At 33.9% G+C, this 14108-nt stretch carries 14 protein-coding genes; 8 read left to right on the top strand and 6 right to left on the bottom strand.

Annotated features, from left to right (window positions below; all coding sequences use genetic code 11):
• Positions 1-317: 317 nt before the first annotated feature.
• Positions 318-926, top strand: a complete 609-nt coding sequence (locus ACNQGG_RS09845; RefSeq protein WP_417963504.1) for a superoxide dismutase — start codon at positions 318-320, stop codon at positions 924-926.
• A 264-nt stretch (positions 927-1190) separates the two neighbouring features.
• On the opposite strand, the gene ACNQGG_RS09840 is transcribed toward ACNQGG_RS09845, so the two are convergent.
• From ACNQGG_RS09840 to ACNQGG_RS09825, 4 genes are all read right to left on the bottom strand, one after another.
• Positions 1191-3089 (bottom strand): amidophosphoribosyltransferase, encoded by a 1899-nt coding sequence (locus ACNQGG_RS09840; RefSeq protein ID WP_417963502.1) that lies wholly within the window; start codon positions 3087-3089, stop codon positions 1191-1193.
• 133 nt (positions 3090-3222) lie between these two features.
• Entirely contained in the window at positions 3223-4146 is a 924-nt protein-coding gene (locus ACNQGG_RS09835; RefSeq protein WP_417963500.1) for a PfkB family carbohydrate kinase, read from the bottom strand.
• A gap of 167 nt (positions 4147-4313) precedes the next feature.
• Positions 4314-4829, bottom strand: a complete 516-nt coding sequence (locus tag ACNQGG_RS09830; RefSeq protein ID WP_417963498.1) for an ankyrin repeat domain-containing protein — start codon at positions 4827-4829, stop codon at positions 4314-4316.
• Between the two features lie 55 nt (positions 4830-4884).
• Positions 4885-6408, bottom strand: coding sequence for a catalase (locus tag ACNQGG_RS09825; protein ID WP_417963496.1), 1524 nt, complete (start codon positions 6406-6408; stop codon positions 4885-4887).
• Between the two features lie 100 nt (positions 6409-6508).
• Between ACNQGG_RS09825 and ACNQGG_RS09820 the strand changes: the two genes are divergently transcribed.
• The gene (locus tag ACNQGG_RS09820) at positions 6509-7447 is read left to right on the top strand and encodes a hydrogen peroxide-inducible genes activator (protein WP_417963494.1); all 939 of its coding nucleotides are present in this window, start codon (positions 6509-6511) and stop codon (positions 7445-7447) included.
• Positions 7448-7450: 3 nt separating this feature from the next.
• Here ACNQGG_RS09820 and rnhA read toward each other — a convergent pair whose 3' ends face one another.
• Both rnhA and purN read right to left on the bottom strand, forming a co-directional pair.
• Positions 7451-7924, bottom strand: a complete 474-nt coding sequence (gene rnhA / locus ACNQGG_RS09815; RefSeq protein ID WP_417963492.1) for a ribonuclease HI — start codon at positions 7922-7924, stop codon at positions 7451-7453.
• Positions 7925-7926: 2 nt separating this feature from the next.
• On the bottom strand, positions 7927-8496 hold the full coding sequence (gene purN, locus ACNQGG_RS09810) for a phosphoribosylglycinamide formyltransferase (protein WP_417963489.1): 570 nt from the start codon (positions 8494-8496) through the stop codon (positions 7927-7929).
• Positions 8497-8671: 175 nt separating this feature from the next.
• On the opposite strand from purN, the gene ACNQGG_RS09805 reads away from it, so the two are divergent.
• The 6 genes from ACNQGG_RS09805 to ACNQGG_RS09780 all read left to right on the top strand — a co-directional run bounded on the left by ACNQGG_RS09805 (position 8672) and on the right by ACNQGG_RS09780 (position 14074).
• Complete coding sequence (locus tag ACNQGG_RS09805; protein WP_007137004.1) at positions 8672-8908, top strand: acyl carrier protein; 237 nt, start codon at positions 8672-8674, stop codon at positions 8906-8908.
• 177 nt (positions 8909-9085) lie between these two features.
• Positions 9086-10339 (top strand): beta-ketoacyl-ACP synthase II, encoded by a 1254-nt coding sequence (gene fabF / locus ACNQGG_RS09800; protein ID WP_417963486.1) that lies wholly within the window; start codon positions 9086-9088, stop codon positions 10337-10339.
• Positions 10340-10344: 5 nt separating this feature from the next.
• Positions 10345-11085, top strand: coding sequence for a ribonuclease III family protein (locus ACNQGG_RS09795; RefSeq protein ID WP_417963484.1), 741 nt, complete (start codon positions 10345-10347; stop codon positions 11083-11085).
• A 113-nt stretch (positions 11086-11198) separates the two neighbouring features.
• On the top strand, positions 11199-11687 hold the full coding sequence (locus ACNQGG_RS09790) for an IPExxxVDY family protein (protein ID WP_417963482.1): 489 nt from the start codon (positions 11199-11201) through the stop codon (positions 11685-11687).
• 5 nt (positions 11688-11692) lie between these two features.
• Complete coding sequence (pyk, locus tag ACNQGG_RS09785) at positions 11693-13123, top strand: pyruvate kinase (RefSeq protein ID WP_417963479.1); 1431 nt, start codon at positions 11693-11695, stop codon at positions 13121-13123.
• Positions 13124-13303: 180 nt separating this feature from the next.
• Positions 13304-14074, top strand: a complete 771-nt coding sequence (locus tag ACNQGG_RS09780) for a Bax inhibitor-1/YccA family protein (protein ID WP_417963477.1) — start codon at positions 13304-13306, stop codon at positions 14072-14074.
• The last annotated feature ends 34 nt before the right edge of the window (positions 14075-14108 follow it).

The following is a 14108-nucleotide window of genomic DNA, read 5'->3' as shown; positions in this document are numbered from 1 at the left end:
GTCCTAAAACTTATTTTAAAACAGAACGGCAATTTTCAATCACAGTCGTTTTTAGCCCTAATTACTTCACTTAACTTTTGTTTTTATAGGGGTTCAATGAACTGCGTTTGAAATGGAATTTTTTTATTTGCCCTTTCGACAAATAAAAATATTGAAGCGGAAAGCAGGAAATAGCTACTGAAAATAAGATTATTACAATTCCAAAGAACGCACTATCAATTAATTTAATGAAATTATAACAAAATAGAGTTTCCGTTTCCAAAGTTAAATGTCTAAATTTGATAAAATTTTTTATAAATCACTTAACAATCATAATTATGGCTTTTGAATTACCTCAATTACCTTATGCGTATGACGCATTAGAACCTTATATTGATGCGCGTACAATGGAAATTCACCATTCTAAACATCACAATGCTTACACTACCAATCTTAATGCCGCTATTGTTGGGACGGACATGGAAGGTAAGACAATTGAAAATATTTTGATTAATCTTGATATGAAAAATGCAGCTGTTCGTAACAATGGTGGTGGTTTTTACAACCACAGCTTGTTTTGGACTGTAATGACTCCAAACGGTGGCGGACTTCCAACTGGAGATTTATTGGCTGCTATCGAAGCTGCTTTTGGAACTTTTGAAGAATTTAAAGCATCGTTCAGCAAAGCTGGAGCTACTCAATTTGGTTCTGGATGGGCTTGGCTTTGTGTTCATAAAGGTGGAAAAGTGGATGTTTGCGGAACTCCAAACCAAGATAATCCTTTGATGCCAGGTATTGGTTGTGGTGGAACTCCAATTTTAGGAATGGATGTTTGGGAACATGCCTACTATTTGCATTATCAAAACAGAAGACCGGATTATATCGAAGCTTTTTTCAATGTAATTAACTGGACAGAAGTATCCAGAAGATACGCTTTAGAGAAATAGTCCTAAAGATAACTGACTTTTTTATACTATAGACGAATAGACTTTTTGAAAGTTTGTTCGTCTATTTTTTTGTATTATCTAAAAAAACCTTGACTTTATTCCATAAAAAAGGTGGAATTTCTTCCACCTTTTTTGCCCCAAATCTACCATAAACTTAACCTACTAATGTTATGGTGATTCAAATTTATACTAGTTCTTGGTTGCCACCAAATAAATTAGACGAACAACCTATAAAACCGATTAATAACTAGATTACACCTATTACTAGTATGCTCTCGCATCTTTTCCTTCATAAAAATTCATAAATGCTCGATTTACCACTCGATTTCCTCCAGGTGTAGGGTAATCTCCAGTGAAATACCAATCCCCTAAGTGTTTAGGGCAAGCAATATGTAAATCATCTACGGTTTGAAATATTATTTTCACTTCAGCATTGATTTCAGGAGAGCTTAACATTTCAGCAATTTTGTTTGAAACTTCTTCTGGTTGAAATGGCTCATAGATTGCCGTTACATAATTTACAACATCACTGTCAATGTAATTTTCCTGTACTTTACATTTCAAATATACTTCATCAACAATGTGATATAAGTTCCTCTCTTTCAGTAATTCTAAAGCTGCCCTAAATGCGACCAAACCTTCCAGTTTAGCCATATCAATTCCATAACAGTCAGGATATCTAATTTGAGGCGCAGATGAAACGATTACAATACGTTTTGGATTCAAACGGTCCATCATTTTGATAATACTCATTTTCAACGTAGTTCCACGCACGATACTGTCATCAATAATTACCAGATTGTCTGTTGGTTTGATAACACCATAAGTAACATCATAAACGTGAGCTACCAAGTCATCACGGCTGCTGTCCTCCGTAATAAATGTTCTTAGTTTCGCATCTTTAATCGCTACTTTTTCCGTACGGATTTTTACAGAAAGTAATTCTTGTAAAGAATCCTTAGTTAAAGTATTTCTGTTTTCAAGAATGTAATTGTTCTTTCTTTGATTCAGGAAATCTTGGGCTGCTTCAACTAATCCGTAGAAGGATGTTTCAGCAGTATTTGGAATATAAGAGAAAACCGTATTATCCGTATCTTCATCAATAGCTTCCAAAACAGCAGGCAAAATCAATTTTCCTAATTTTTTTCTTTCCTGATAAATTTCAGCATCGCTTCCTCTGGAGAAATAAATACGTTCAAAAGAACATGCTTTTTTAACTGTTGGAGGAAGGATTTCTTCCATTGAAACAGTTCCGTTTTTCTTAATTATCAATGCATTTCCAGGCTCTATTTCTTGTACTTTTTCGAAAGGTACATTGAAAACAGTTTGAATAACCGGTCTTTCAGAAGCAACAACAACTACTTCATCATCTTGATAAAAATAAGCTGGACGTATTCCTGCAGGATCTCTAAATACAAATGAATCTCCGTGTCCTAAAAGTCCCGCCATAGCGTAACCTCCATCTAAATTCTTAGAAGAGCGTCTCAAAATTTTAGCAATATCTAAACGTTCCGCAATAACAGGAGATGCTTCTCTTTTAGACAAACCTTCTTCTTTACAATCTTGATACAATTGCATCACTTCTTTGTCTAGAAAATGTCCAATTTTTTCCATAACCGTAACCGTATCCGCCATTTCTTTTGGATGCTGACCCAGTTCCACTAAATTTTGAAAAAGTTCTTTTACATTGGTCATATTGAAATTTCCGGCCAATATCAGATTTCGATGCATCCAATTGCTTTGACGCAAAAACGGATGAACACTTTCGATACTGTTTTTTCCAAAAGTTCCGTAACGTACATGTCCCAAAAACAACTCCCCTATGTAAGGAATATTTTCTTTTTGAAGCGCAACATCATCCGCATATTCAGGATGAGCTGCCATCTCCTCATTTATTCTTTCATTTATTTGTTTAAATACATCTTGAATGGGCTGTGAATGATTGGATCGCACGCGACTTATATATCGCTCCCCAGGTTCAACATCCATTTTAATACTTGCAAAACCAGCTCCGTCTTGCCCTCGATTGTGTTGCTTTTCCATAAGGAGATACATTTTTTGTATTCCGTAAAAAGCAGTTCCGTATTTTTCTTTGTAAAATTCAAGCGGTTTGAGAAGTCTAACTAGTGCTATTCCACATTCGTGTTGTAAAGCGTCGCTCATTGTGTTGTTGTTTGTTGTTGTGTTATTCTGAAAAATAGATTTTACCGGTTGCCATTATTATACAATAATCAAACCAGATGTTAATCCCTTATGTTTTTTTAACAAAAAACCCCGTTTCCGAGGTTTCCATGCATTATAATTCTATATCAAACTGTGTCAATGATTTGAATTGTTTTAATCTGGACAATACTTCTTTTTTATCTAAACCAATCATTCTCTCCGTTCCAAATTTCTCCACACTAAATGAAGCCAAATTGGAACCATGAATTATTGCGTTTTTCATATTCTCGAAAGAGATATTTTCACTTTGTGTTAAATATCCTGCAAAACCTCCCGCAAAAGTATCTCCTGCTCCTGTTGGATCAAAAACTTCTTCTAATGGTAGAGCTGGCGCAAAGAAAACTTCTTTATCATGAAACAAAAGTGCTCCATGCTCCCCTTTTTTAATTACTACGTATTTAGGGCCCATATTCTGAATCTTAGCGGCCGCTTTCACTAGAGAATATTCTCCCGAAAGTTGTCTTGCTTCTTCGTCATTAATGGTAATTACATCAACACGCTTCATCACTTCCAGCAATTCTGGCAAAGCACAATCCATCCAAAAATTCATAGTGTCAAGCACTACCAACTTTGGTTTCATTTCCATTTGGTCAATTACACTACTTTGTACTAATGGATGCAAATTTCCCAACATCACTATGTCCGCATTTTTAAAATTTTCAGGCACAATGGGTTGAAAATCACCTAAAACATTCAACTCAGTTACCAAAGTATCTCTTGAATTTAAATCGTTGCGATAGCGACCGCTCCAAAAGAACGTTTTTCCGCCTTCGACTACTTTAATTCCAGAAATGTCAATATTTCTTTCCGTCAATAAATCTAAATATTCTTGTGGAAAATCATCACCCACTATAGAAACTATTGCTGATTGTAAATTAAAAAAAGAAGCCGAAATTCCTATATACGGTGCCGCTCCACCTAAAATTTTATCAGTTTTGCCAAAAGGCGTTTCTATGGCATCAAAAGCAACGCTTCCAACAATTAATAATTTATTCATTTTATGAGTTTCGAATTAAGGCGCAAAGATAGTTTATAAGTTGTAAAATTGCAACGGGTCTCAATTGTAAAGTTTTGCTAATTTAAACAGCTAGCTTTTTAATAATTTATATCTTAAATAATAAAAAATTTCATTATTTGCACGCTACATATCTAATCAAAATGTCTTTACTTTAACAAGGAAATAGTAGCCTCATTTTCTTGGTTCACTGCATAGTCCAATGCCGTTTTTCCAAAAATATCCTTTTGATGCGTATTAATTTTATATTTCAACAAAATTTCCACACATTTTACCTGTGCAAAAGTTGCAGCAAAAAATAAAGCATTGGCATTATTATAATTTATCAAATCTGGACTCGCTTTGTGCACCAACAACAATTCTGCTAATCCAGAATACCCTTTGAAACAAGCGCCCATCAAAGCTGAATTACCCGAAGAATCCTGAATATCTAAATTCGCTTTTTGCGAAATCAAATATGCTGCAACCTCATAACTATTATTATAAACGGACAAAATAAGCAAACTACAACCCGAGGGATTTAATGTATTTATATCTTTTCCTTCCTTTACAAAGTTTTCAATCGTTTTTAAATCATTCGTTCTTGCCGCTTCAAAAATAGCTGTGTTTTGCGCATTCAAAAGCCCCGAAATCAAAATCAATAAGGTGAAAATTATTTTTTTCATATTTTTAAATTATAAATACAGGAGCGTTAAAAAAACGCTCCTGTATTAAGTTTTGCTATTGCAACATTAAAGATTCTATTTTTTTACGATCCATTTTAAGCTCTTTAGCTAAACGCGTTCCGTATTCACTATCCGCTTGATAAAAATGAGCAATCATTTTAGCAACAATCACTTTATTTTTAACTTGTTTCAGAGCACCAGATAAATTAAAGATTAACGCATCTTGATCTTTTTTGGAAAAAGAACGGTATAAATCTCCCGCTTGAGCAAAATCATTTGTTTTCGAAATTTTTGCCTGTGCAGTTGTTACGTTTGTAAATTGTGATTTTGAATATTTGAATTTCGCATCATCATTTACTTCTGGTTTATTTGTAGAAGGCTGATAATTTACATCCCCAATTTGAGGGCGCATCGACATATATCCGTTTTGATTATAAGTAGTCACAGCGTTTTTAGGCATGTTTACAGGAATTTGTTGAAAATTCCCTCCTAAACGATGGCGTTGTGTATCCGAATACGAGAACAGTCTCCCTTGTAATAATTTATCTTCCGAAGGCTCAATTCCCGGAACCAAAATTGCTGGCGAAAAAGCCGCTTGCTCTATTTGCTGAAAATAATCAGTAGGATTTTGATTCAATGTCATCGTCCCTACTTTGATCAGTTTAGCAATTTTTTCAGGCCAAATTTTAGTGGGATCAACGGCATTGAAATCCAAAGCCATAAAATCTTCTTTTTTCAGCATTTGAACATACAAGTCCCATTTTGGAAAATTCCCTTTTTCAATTTCATTACGCAAATCCAAAGTCGCATGTTCAATTTGTGTAGCTTGAATTGCATTTGCTTCTGCTTGCGATAAATTACGCACTTCTTGTTGCGGCACCCATTTGTATTTTACGTAGGTAACTTCGCCTTTTGCATTTACCCATTTGTACGCATGTACTCCATTACCTTCCATTTGGCGAAAATTTGCAGGGATTCCATAATCAGAAAATAGCCAAGTTAGTGTATGCGTTGATTCTGGTATATTAGAAAAGAAATCGAATACTCGATTCGGATCTGATGCGCCATTTGTTATTGGGGACGGTTTAAAGGCATGAACCATATCCGGAAACTTCATTGCGTCACGAATAAAGAAAACAGGCAAATTGTTTCCTACTAAATCATAATTCCCTTGTTCAGTATAAAATTTAACAGCAAAACCTCGAGGATCACGGTACGTTTCTGGAGAACCCGCTTGGTGTGTTACAGTTGAAAAACGAACCAGTAAAGGTGTTTTTTTACCCGCTTTACTTAAAAAATCTGCCATAGTAACATCTGAAAAATCAGAAACCGCAACAAATTCTCCAAAAGCACCAGCTCCTCGAGCATGAACCACTCTTTCCGGGATACGTTCCCGATCAAACGCTGCTAATTTTTCAATCAAATGAATATCTTCTAACAAGACTTGTCCGTCTTGCCCTATTGTTTTTGAATTTTGATTGTCACCTACTGGAGCTCCAGAATTTGTAGTCAAGGTTTGACCAAATGTTAGCTGAGTTATGACTATCGCTAATGATAACACGAGTGCTTTTTGTTTCATAAGATTATTTTTTATCTATTTTTTGAGGCAAAAATATCGACAAAAACTATATTGACATAACTGAAATTTTATATATTTGCCATAGACAACATCTATATATATGAATATCCAACAATTAGAATACATAATTGCCGTAGATCGATTAAAAAATTTCACAAAAGCTGCTGAATATTGCAATGTTACACAAGCAACATTAAGCACAATGATCAAAAAACTAGAGGAAGAGCTTGAAATAATTATTTTTGATCGAAAGAAAAACCCAACTGCGACTACCGAAATTGGAATGGAAACTGTTGAAAATGCAAAAAAAGTAGTGCTTCACAGCCAGCTTTTGAAAGATAATGCCAAGAAGATTAATGGAAAAATTGGAGGAAAAATTAGAATCGGAATCATCCCGACAATTGCAAACTCTTTACTGCCAAAAATCATAAAACCTATTTTAGAAAAATATCCGGATTTAAAACTGGAAATATCAGAATTAACGACTAGTTCCATTACAAAACAGCTGAAAGAAGGGCAACTCGATATGGGAATTGTTGCAACGCCTTTAAATGATACCGAAATTGAGGACATTGTTTTATTTTATGAAACTTTGATGGTTTATGGCGATATTGATCCGACGCAAAACTACATTTTACCCGATGAAATTAGAAATCATAAAATCTGGCTTTTGGAAGAAGGTCATTGCCTTAGAGAACAATTCATTAAATTATGCTCTTTAAAGAAAAAAGATAAAATGGTTGAAAATTTAAAATTGGAAGCGAGTTCTTTTGACACTTTACTGAATATGATCGACGAATTTGGCGGATTAACTTTAATTCCGGAATTGTATTACAACACCCTTTCCTCCGAAAGAAAAAAACAAGTCAGTTTTTTTAACGCGCCCATTCCGGTTCGCGAAATGAGCATTATTTACCATCGCCCCTATGCAAAAATCCGAACAATTGAAGCGCTAGTCAAAATTATCCAAAGCATAATAAACAAAGATTTAATTTCGAATAAATACAAAAAAAGTGAATTAGCAATTACTCAAATATAATACTTACTCACTTGTACTTTCATAAAAAGCATCCACTGAAAGCTGCTTTTGCATAGAAGCCATAACTGCCAACTCGTCACATCTTTCGTTTTGAACATGATTATTATGCCCTTTGATCCATTTGAAATCAACTTTATGTTTTCTATAGGCTACTAAAAAACGTTTCCATAAGTCGGAATTTTTCCTATCAATAAACCCTTTTTTCTCCCAACCTAAAACCCATTTTTTTTCAACTGAATCCACCACATACTTAGAATCGGAAACTACTAAAACTCTCGTATTGGGATTTTTTAGTTTTTCGAGTCCGACAATAACCCCTAGCAATTCCATTCTATTATTAGTCGTTCGACGAAAACCTTCATAGAATTCTTTCTTATACGGTTTGCCTACCCATTCCATAACCACTCCGTAACCGCCAGGACCGGGGTTACCTTTTGCAGCGCCATCCGTATATATATGTACGTCGTGAATATTCAAAATTATAAATTATGATTTAACAGCTTTTCAATCACTTTCGGAAAATATTTTTGCTCCAATTCATGAATTTTTTCAGCAACTTCTTCTGGAGTTTCGTCTCCTGATAAAACTACATTTTTTTGAAAAAGAATATTTCCTTCGTCATAATTTTCATTTACAAAATGAATAGTAATACCCGTTTCTCTTTCTTTATTCCCAACAATTGCTCTATGTATGTGCATCCCATACATCCCTTTTCCGCCATACTTTGGCAACAAGGCCGGATGAATATTTATTATTTTATTAGGATAGGCTTCGATGATATTCTCAGGAAATTTTAACAAGAAACCAGCCAGAACAATCAAATCTGGTTTTATATTATTAATTTTTTGTAGTATTTTACTTTCTAATAATTCTATTCTAGAGAAAACTTCCGTTGGAATCTCATATTTCTTTGCTCTTTCAATCACCTTAGCATTTGGGTTATTTGTAAACACCGCTTCAACACTTCCAATTTTTGTTGCAGCAAAATACTTGATGATGTTTTCAGCATTAGTCCCCGATCCAGAAGCGAAAATCACTATTTTTTTCATAATTAAACCCTTTTATATTATGCAAAAAAAGGCATAAAAAATGAAATTAAATAACATTGCGAAGGCTTTGTCAAATATATTTTATAAATTAGTTGTCACATTTATTAACTAAATAGTTGTTTTAAAATAAAGTTTTTTATTTTTGCCAACAAATTAAATTCTAAAATTAAAGATTATGTCAGACATTGCATCAAGAGTAAAAGCGATTATCGTAGACAAATTAGGTGTTGACGAAAACGAAGTTGTAACAGAAGCAAGCTTCACTAATGATTTAGGAGCTGACTCATTAGACACTGTTGAGCTTATTATGGAATTCGAAAAAGAATTTGACATTCAAATTCCAGATGATCAAGCAGAAAACATCGCTACTGTAGGTCAAGCAATCTCTTACATCGAGGAAGCTAAAAAATAATAAATTACACACCCGTTTGCAATCCTGTAAACGGGTGTTATTATTTTTTTTTAAAATTAAATTCGAGATTGAAATTCAATCAAAAGATATTTATTGTATTACCCATCGCTATTTGTACTATATAATACAGTAACAGCATGGGTTTTATTTGTTTAAAGATAACAAAATAAAGAATTTATGGAATTAAGACGAGTTGTTGTAACAGGTTTAGGCGCTCTTACTCCTATTGGAAATAACATTGAAGCGTATTGGAATGGCCTTATTAACGGCGTTAGTGGAGCTGCACCAATTACTTATTTTGATGCTTCAAAATTTAAAACTCAATTTGCATGCGAATTGAAAAATTTTAATGCTGAAGATTTTTTAGACAGAAAAGAAGCGAGAAAAATGGACCGTTACGCTCAATATGCTATGGTTTCATCTGATGAAGCTGTACTCGATGCTGGTTTCAATTTTGAAAAATTAGATAAAGACAGAGTGGGTGTAATATGGGGATCTGGAATTGGAGGATTAGAAACTTTTCAAATAGAAGTTCTTAATTTTGCTGCTGGTGACGGCACCCCAAAATTCAATCCTTTCTTCATCCCTAAAATGATTGCCGATATAGCTGGTGGTCATATTTCAATAAAATATGGCTTTAGAGGGCCAAATTTCACAACTGTTTCAGCTTGTGCTTCTTCTACAAATGCTATAATTGATGCTTTCAATTATATCCGATTAGGTCATGCAGATGCTATGGTTACAGGTGGTTCTGAAGCTGCGGTAACTATCGCAGGAATGGGTGGATTTAATGCCATGCATGCTTTATCTACAAGAAACGACGATCCAAAAACAGCCTCAAGACCAATGGATAAAGACAGAGATGGATTTATTCTAGGCGAAGGAGCTGGTGCTCTTGTCCTTGAAGAATATGAACATGCTATAGCTCGTGGTGCAAAAATTTATTGTGAAATTGGCGGTGGCGGAATGTCAGCAGATGCACATCATATTACTGCTCCACATCCTGAAGGATTAGGTGCTAAAAATGTAATGTTGAATTGCTTGAGAGACGCAGGGTTACAGGCAAGTGATGTTGATGGTGTAAACATGCACGGAACATCTACTCCTCTTGGAGACATGGCAGAATCTAAAGCTATATTACATGTTTTTGGCGAACATGCTTATACCATGAATCTGAATTCAACAAAATCAATGACAGGTCATTTACTTGGTGCTGCCGGAGCAATTGAAACTATTTCTTCGATTCTTTCTATGAAACACGGAATAGTACCACCTACGATAAATCATTTTACTAATGATGAAAGCATTGATTCTAAACTAAACTTTACTTTTAATGTTCCTCAAAAAAGAGAAATGAATGTTGTTATGAGTAATACTTTTGGTTTTGGAGGACACAATGCTTGTGTATTAGTAAAAAAATTAGATATCTAAATTATATGCGTATAATTAGAAAAATATTTTCGAAATCCCGTTCTCTAGAAGACGGGATTTTTTTTGATTCTATTCAAAAAATTTTGGGCTTCGCTCCAATCAATTTAGATTATTATAAAAAAGCCTTCACACACCGCTCCTCTAACCGACTTGATGTTCTAGGAAACCCTATCAACTACGAACGATTAGAATTTTTAGGTGATGCCATGTTAAGCTCTGTAATTGCAGCTCATTTATTCAGCAAAGCACCAGCCGGTGACGAAGGTTATCTGACTAAAATGCGTTCAAAAATTGTAAGTAGAGAACACTTGAACGAATTAGGAAAGGATTTAAATCTGGTTCAATATATAGAAAGCAAAGTGCCGTTACAACATTTTGGCGAAAACATACACGGTAATATCTTTGAATCACTAGTCGGAGCAATCTATTTAGACAGAGGATATGTGTATTGCGAGAAATTCATTCAAAAAAGAGTTATCGTTCCCTATGTAGATATTGCCAGATTGGAAGGAAAAGTAATTAGTTATAAAAGCTTAATTATAGAATGGTGTCAAAAAGAGAAAAAAATATTTCATTATGATATTTTTGAGGACAATGCAATAGATGGACAACGCTTGTTTGGGGTTAAACTCAGCATCGATGATAAAGTAATTGCAAAAGCAAGAGCGACTTCAAAAAAGAAGGCAGAAGAGAAAGCGTCCCAACGTGCTTATTTTGCATTTCAAGAAAAAATGGAGAGAAAATAACATCATTTCCTTAAACCTATAACGTTTTCGTTGACAATTTAACAAAAACATCTTATTTAGATAGGTTAGAACGTCGATAGAAATACTATATTTACAACTTATTTTTTCATGAAATGGCTATTCACAAACTGGATCTTGGAGAATTTGACGAAATAGATTACTATTTAATTGCTATTCATACTTCATTAGAAGACTACAGATTGGCCTTTTTTATTAATCAATTATTGCCAATAAATCTAAGTAAAAGTAAGAATGAAATTCAGATTAATATAGAAGAAGGGGAAACAAATTTTTCAAGATTTTATTATTATGATAATGAAAAAGCAATCACTTGGAATTTGATTCAAAATAAAAATGAGGTTATTCAATATAAAAAAGGAATTAACCAAAATTTATTTTCAAATGTTACAATGGAAGTGGCAACAAAAGTCTTTTTACTTCCTGAGTTTAAAAAAGTAGATTATTTCTTAAAAATAGAGAATATTGAAGATACAACGAGCGTATCAACAATACAGACTATATTAAACAAAATCGATAGCATATCTGCACTTTATACCGTAGATACAAATCAAATCAAATCAAAAAACAATTTAATTTTTTAATACCAATGCTTACAAACAAAAAAACCAAAATTGTAGCCACACTTGGGCCTGCATGTAGTACAAGAGAAATCATTAAAGACATGATTGATGCAGGTGTAAATGTGTTTAGAGTGAATTTTTCACATGCTGACTACGAAGATGTAAAAGAAAAAATAAATCTGATACGAGGCCTAAACGAAGAATTTGGCTACACTACTGCAATCCTAGGAGATTTACAAGGACCTAAGCTTCGTGTAGGAGTTATGGAAGAAGGAGTTGTTGTACATGATGGAGACTTAATTACATTTACTACAGCCGAAGATATCCTTGGGACTGCAAAAAAGGTATTCATGAAATACCAAAACTTTCCAAATGATGTAAATCCAGGAGAAAGAATTTTGCTTGATGATGGAAAACTTATTTTCGAAATCGTTGAGACTGATAAAAAATCAGAAGTTATAGCAAGAGTAATTCAAGGTGGTGAATTGAAATCTAAAAAAGGAGTAAATCTACCAAACACAAAAATATCTCTTCCTGCAATGACAGAGAAAGATATTGCTGATGCTATTTTTGCAATTGGGCAAAATGTGGATTGGATTGCTTTATCATTTGTAAAAACACCGAGAGATTTACAAGACTTACAGGAATTAATTGCAGAACATTCAGAATATAAAATTCCAATTATTGCCAAAATAGAAATGCCGGAAGCATTAGAAAATATTGACAAAATTGTTGCATATTGCGATGCCTTGATGGTTGCTCGTGGAGATTTAGGAGTTGAACTTCCTGCACATGAGGTGCCTTTAGTTCAAAAAGAATTAATTCGCAGAGCTAAAACAGCTCGTATCCCAGTTATCGTTGCTACACAAATGATGGAAACAATGATCACTAGCCTTACGCCAACACGTGCAGAGGTGAATGATGTTGCAAACTCAGTTATGGATGGTGCAGATGCTGTAATGCTTTCTGGAGAAACTGCCACTGGAAATTATCCAGTTCAAGTAATCCAAAAAATGACTCAAATCATTGAAGCAGTTGAGGATTCTCCGCTGATTCAAGTACCACAAAATACACCACAGATAAAAACAAAACGTTTTATTACAAAAACGATCTGTCATCACGCTGCAACTATGGCTAATGTTATCAAAGCAAAAGCAATTTGTACCTTGACTAATAGTGGTTATACTGCTTTCCAAATTTCAGCTTGGAGACCAAATTCACATATTTTAGTTTTTACATCTAATAAAAGAATCCTTACACAACTGAATTTATTATGGGGTGTGAAATCTTTTTTCTATGAAAAAACAGTAAGTACTGATGATACGGTAACTGACATTAACGAAATCGTAAAACAAAAAGGTTTTGTACAAAAAGGAGATTTTCTTATCAATTTAGCAGCAATGCCTATAAAAGATAAAGGAATGGTAAACACCTTGAGAGTTTCTGAAATAGAATAATTTCAATTATTTGAATATATTAAATCCGTCCTGTTATCAAACTGGACGGATTTTTTTTGATTAATTTTTCAAAAACAACCAAAAACATATCTATTTTTCATTCGAAAAAAATTAAGAACAATTAAACATTCTTCTGTAAAATAAAATTTATATTTGAGGAACAAAAAAATCGTACTAATTATGAGTTTCAATTCGAAAAATCCATTTTTAAATAATAAATCTTTTTCGTCAGCGGTATCCAGAAAAGACGAAGTACACCAAGCAACTCTAATTGATTACAATCAAGAAATGACTTTGTCAGGGACAATCAACAAGAGTCTAATTCTATTTTTACTTCTTACGGCTTCAGCCATGGTAATTTGGTGGTTGGCTTTTAATGGTATGAATCCAATGGTTCCGGCAATTGGCGGTGCAATTGTAGGACTTATTCTTGTCGTGATTTCAGCTTTCAAACCACAATATTCTCCGTATCTAGCTCCTGGATATGCCTTATTCGAAGGATTATTCATAGGTGGAATTTCGGCAATATTTGAAGCCATGTATCCCGGGATTGTGATTCAGGCCGTTGGGGCAACTTTTGTAACGTTCATGGTTTGCTTAGGATTGTATAAATATAAAATCGTAAAAGTAACAGAACAGTTCAAATCCGTTGTTGTGGCAGCTACACTTGCCATTGCGACCTATTATCTGATATCTTGGTTATTTTCTATGTTTACCAGCTTTGTACCTGTTCATTATGGCAACTCGATGATGAGCATCGGAATCAGTGTTTTTGTGATAGTTATTGCTGCTTTAAATCTATTTTTGGATTTTGACCGAATAGAAAAAGGAGTGGAACAAAAAATGCCAAAATATATGGAATGGTATGGCGCCATGGGATTAATGATTACACTGGTTTGGTTGTATATAGAATTTTTAAGATTGTTATCTAAATTGAACAGTAAAAACTAAGCCTATTCTAAGATATTTTAATAATGAGAAAACC

This window comes from Flavobacterium esculini, from assembly GCF_048284325.1.
Classification (GTDB): Bacteria; Bacteroidota; Bacteroidia; order Flavobacteriales; family Flavobacteriaceae; genus Flavobacterium.
This window is presented reverse-complemented; position numbering and strand designations above follow the sequence as displayed.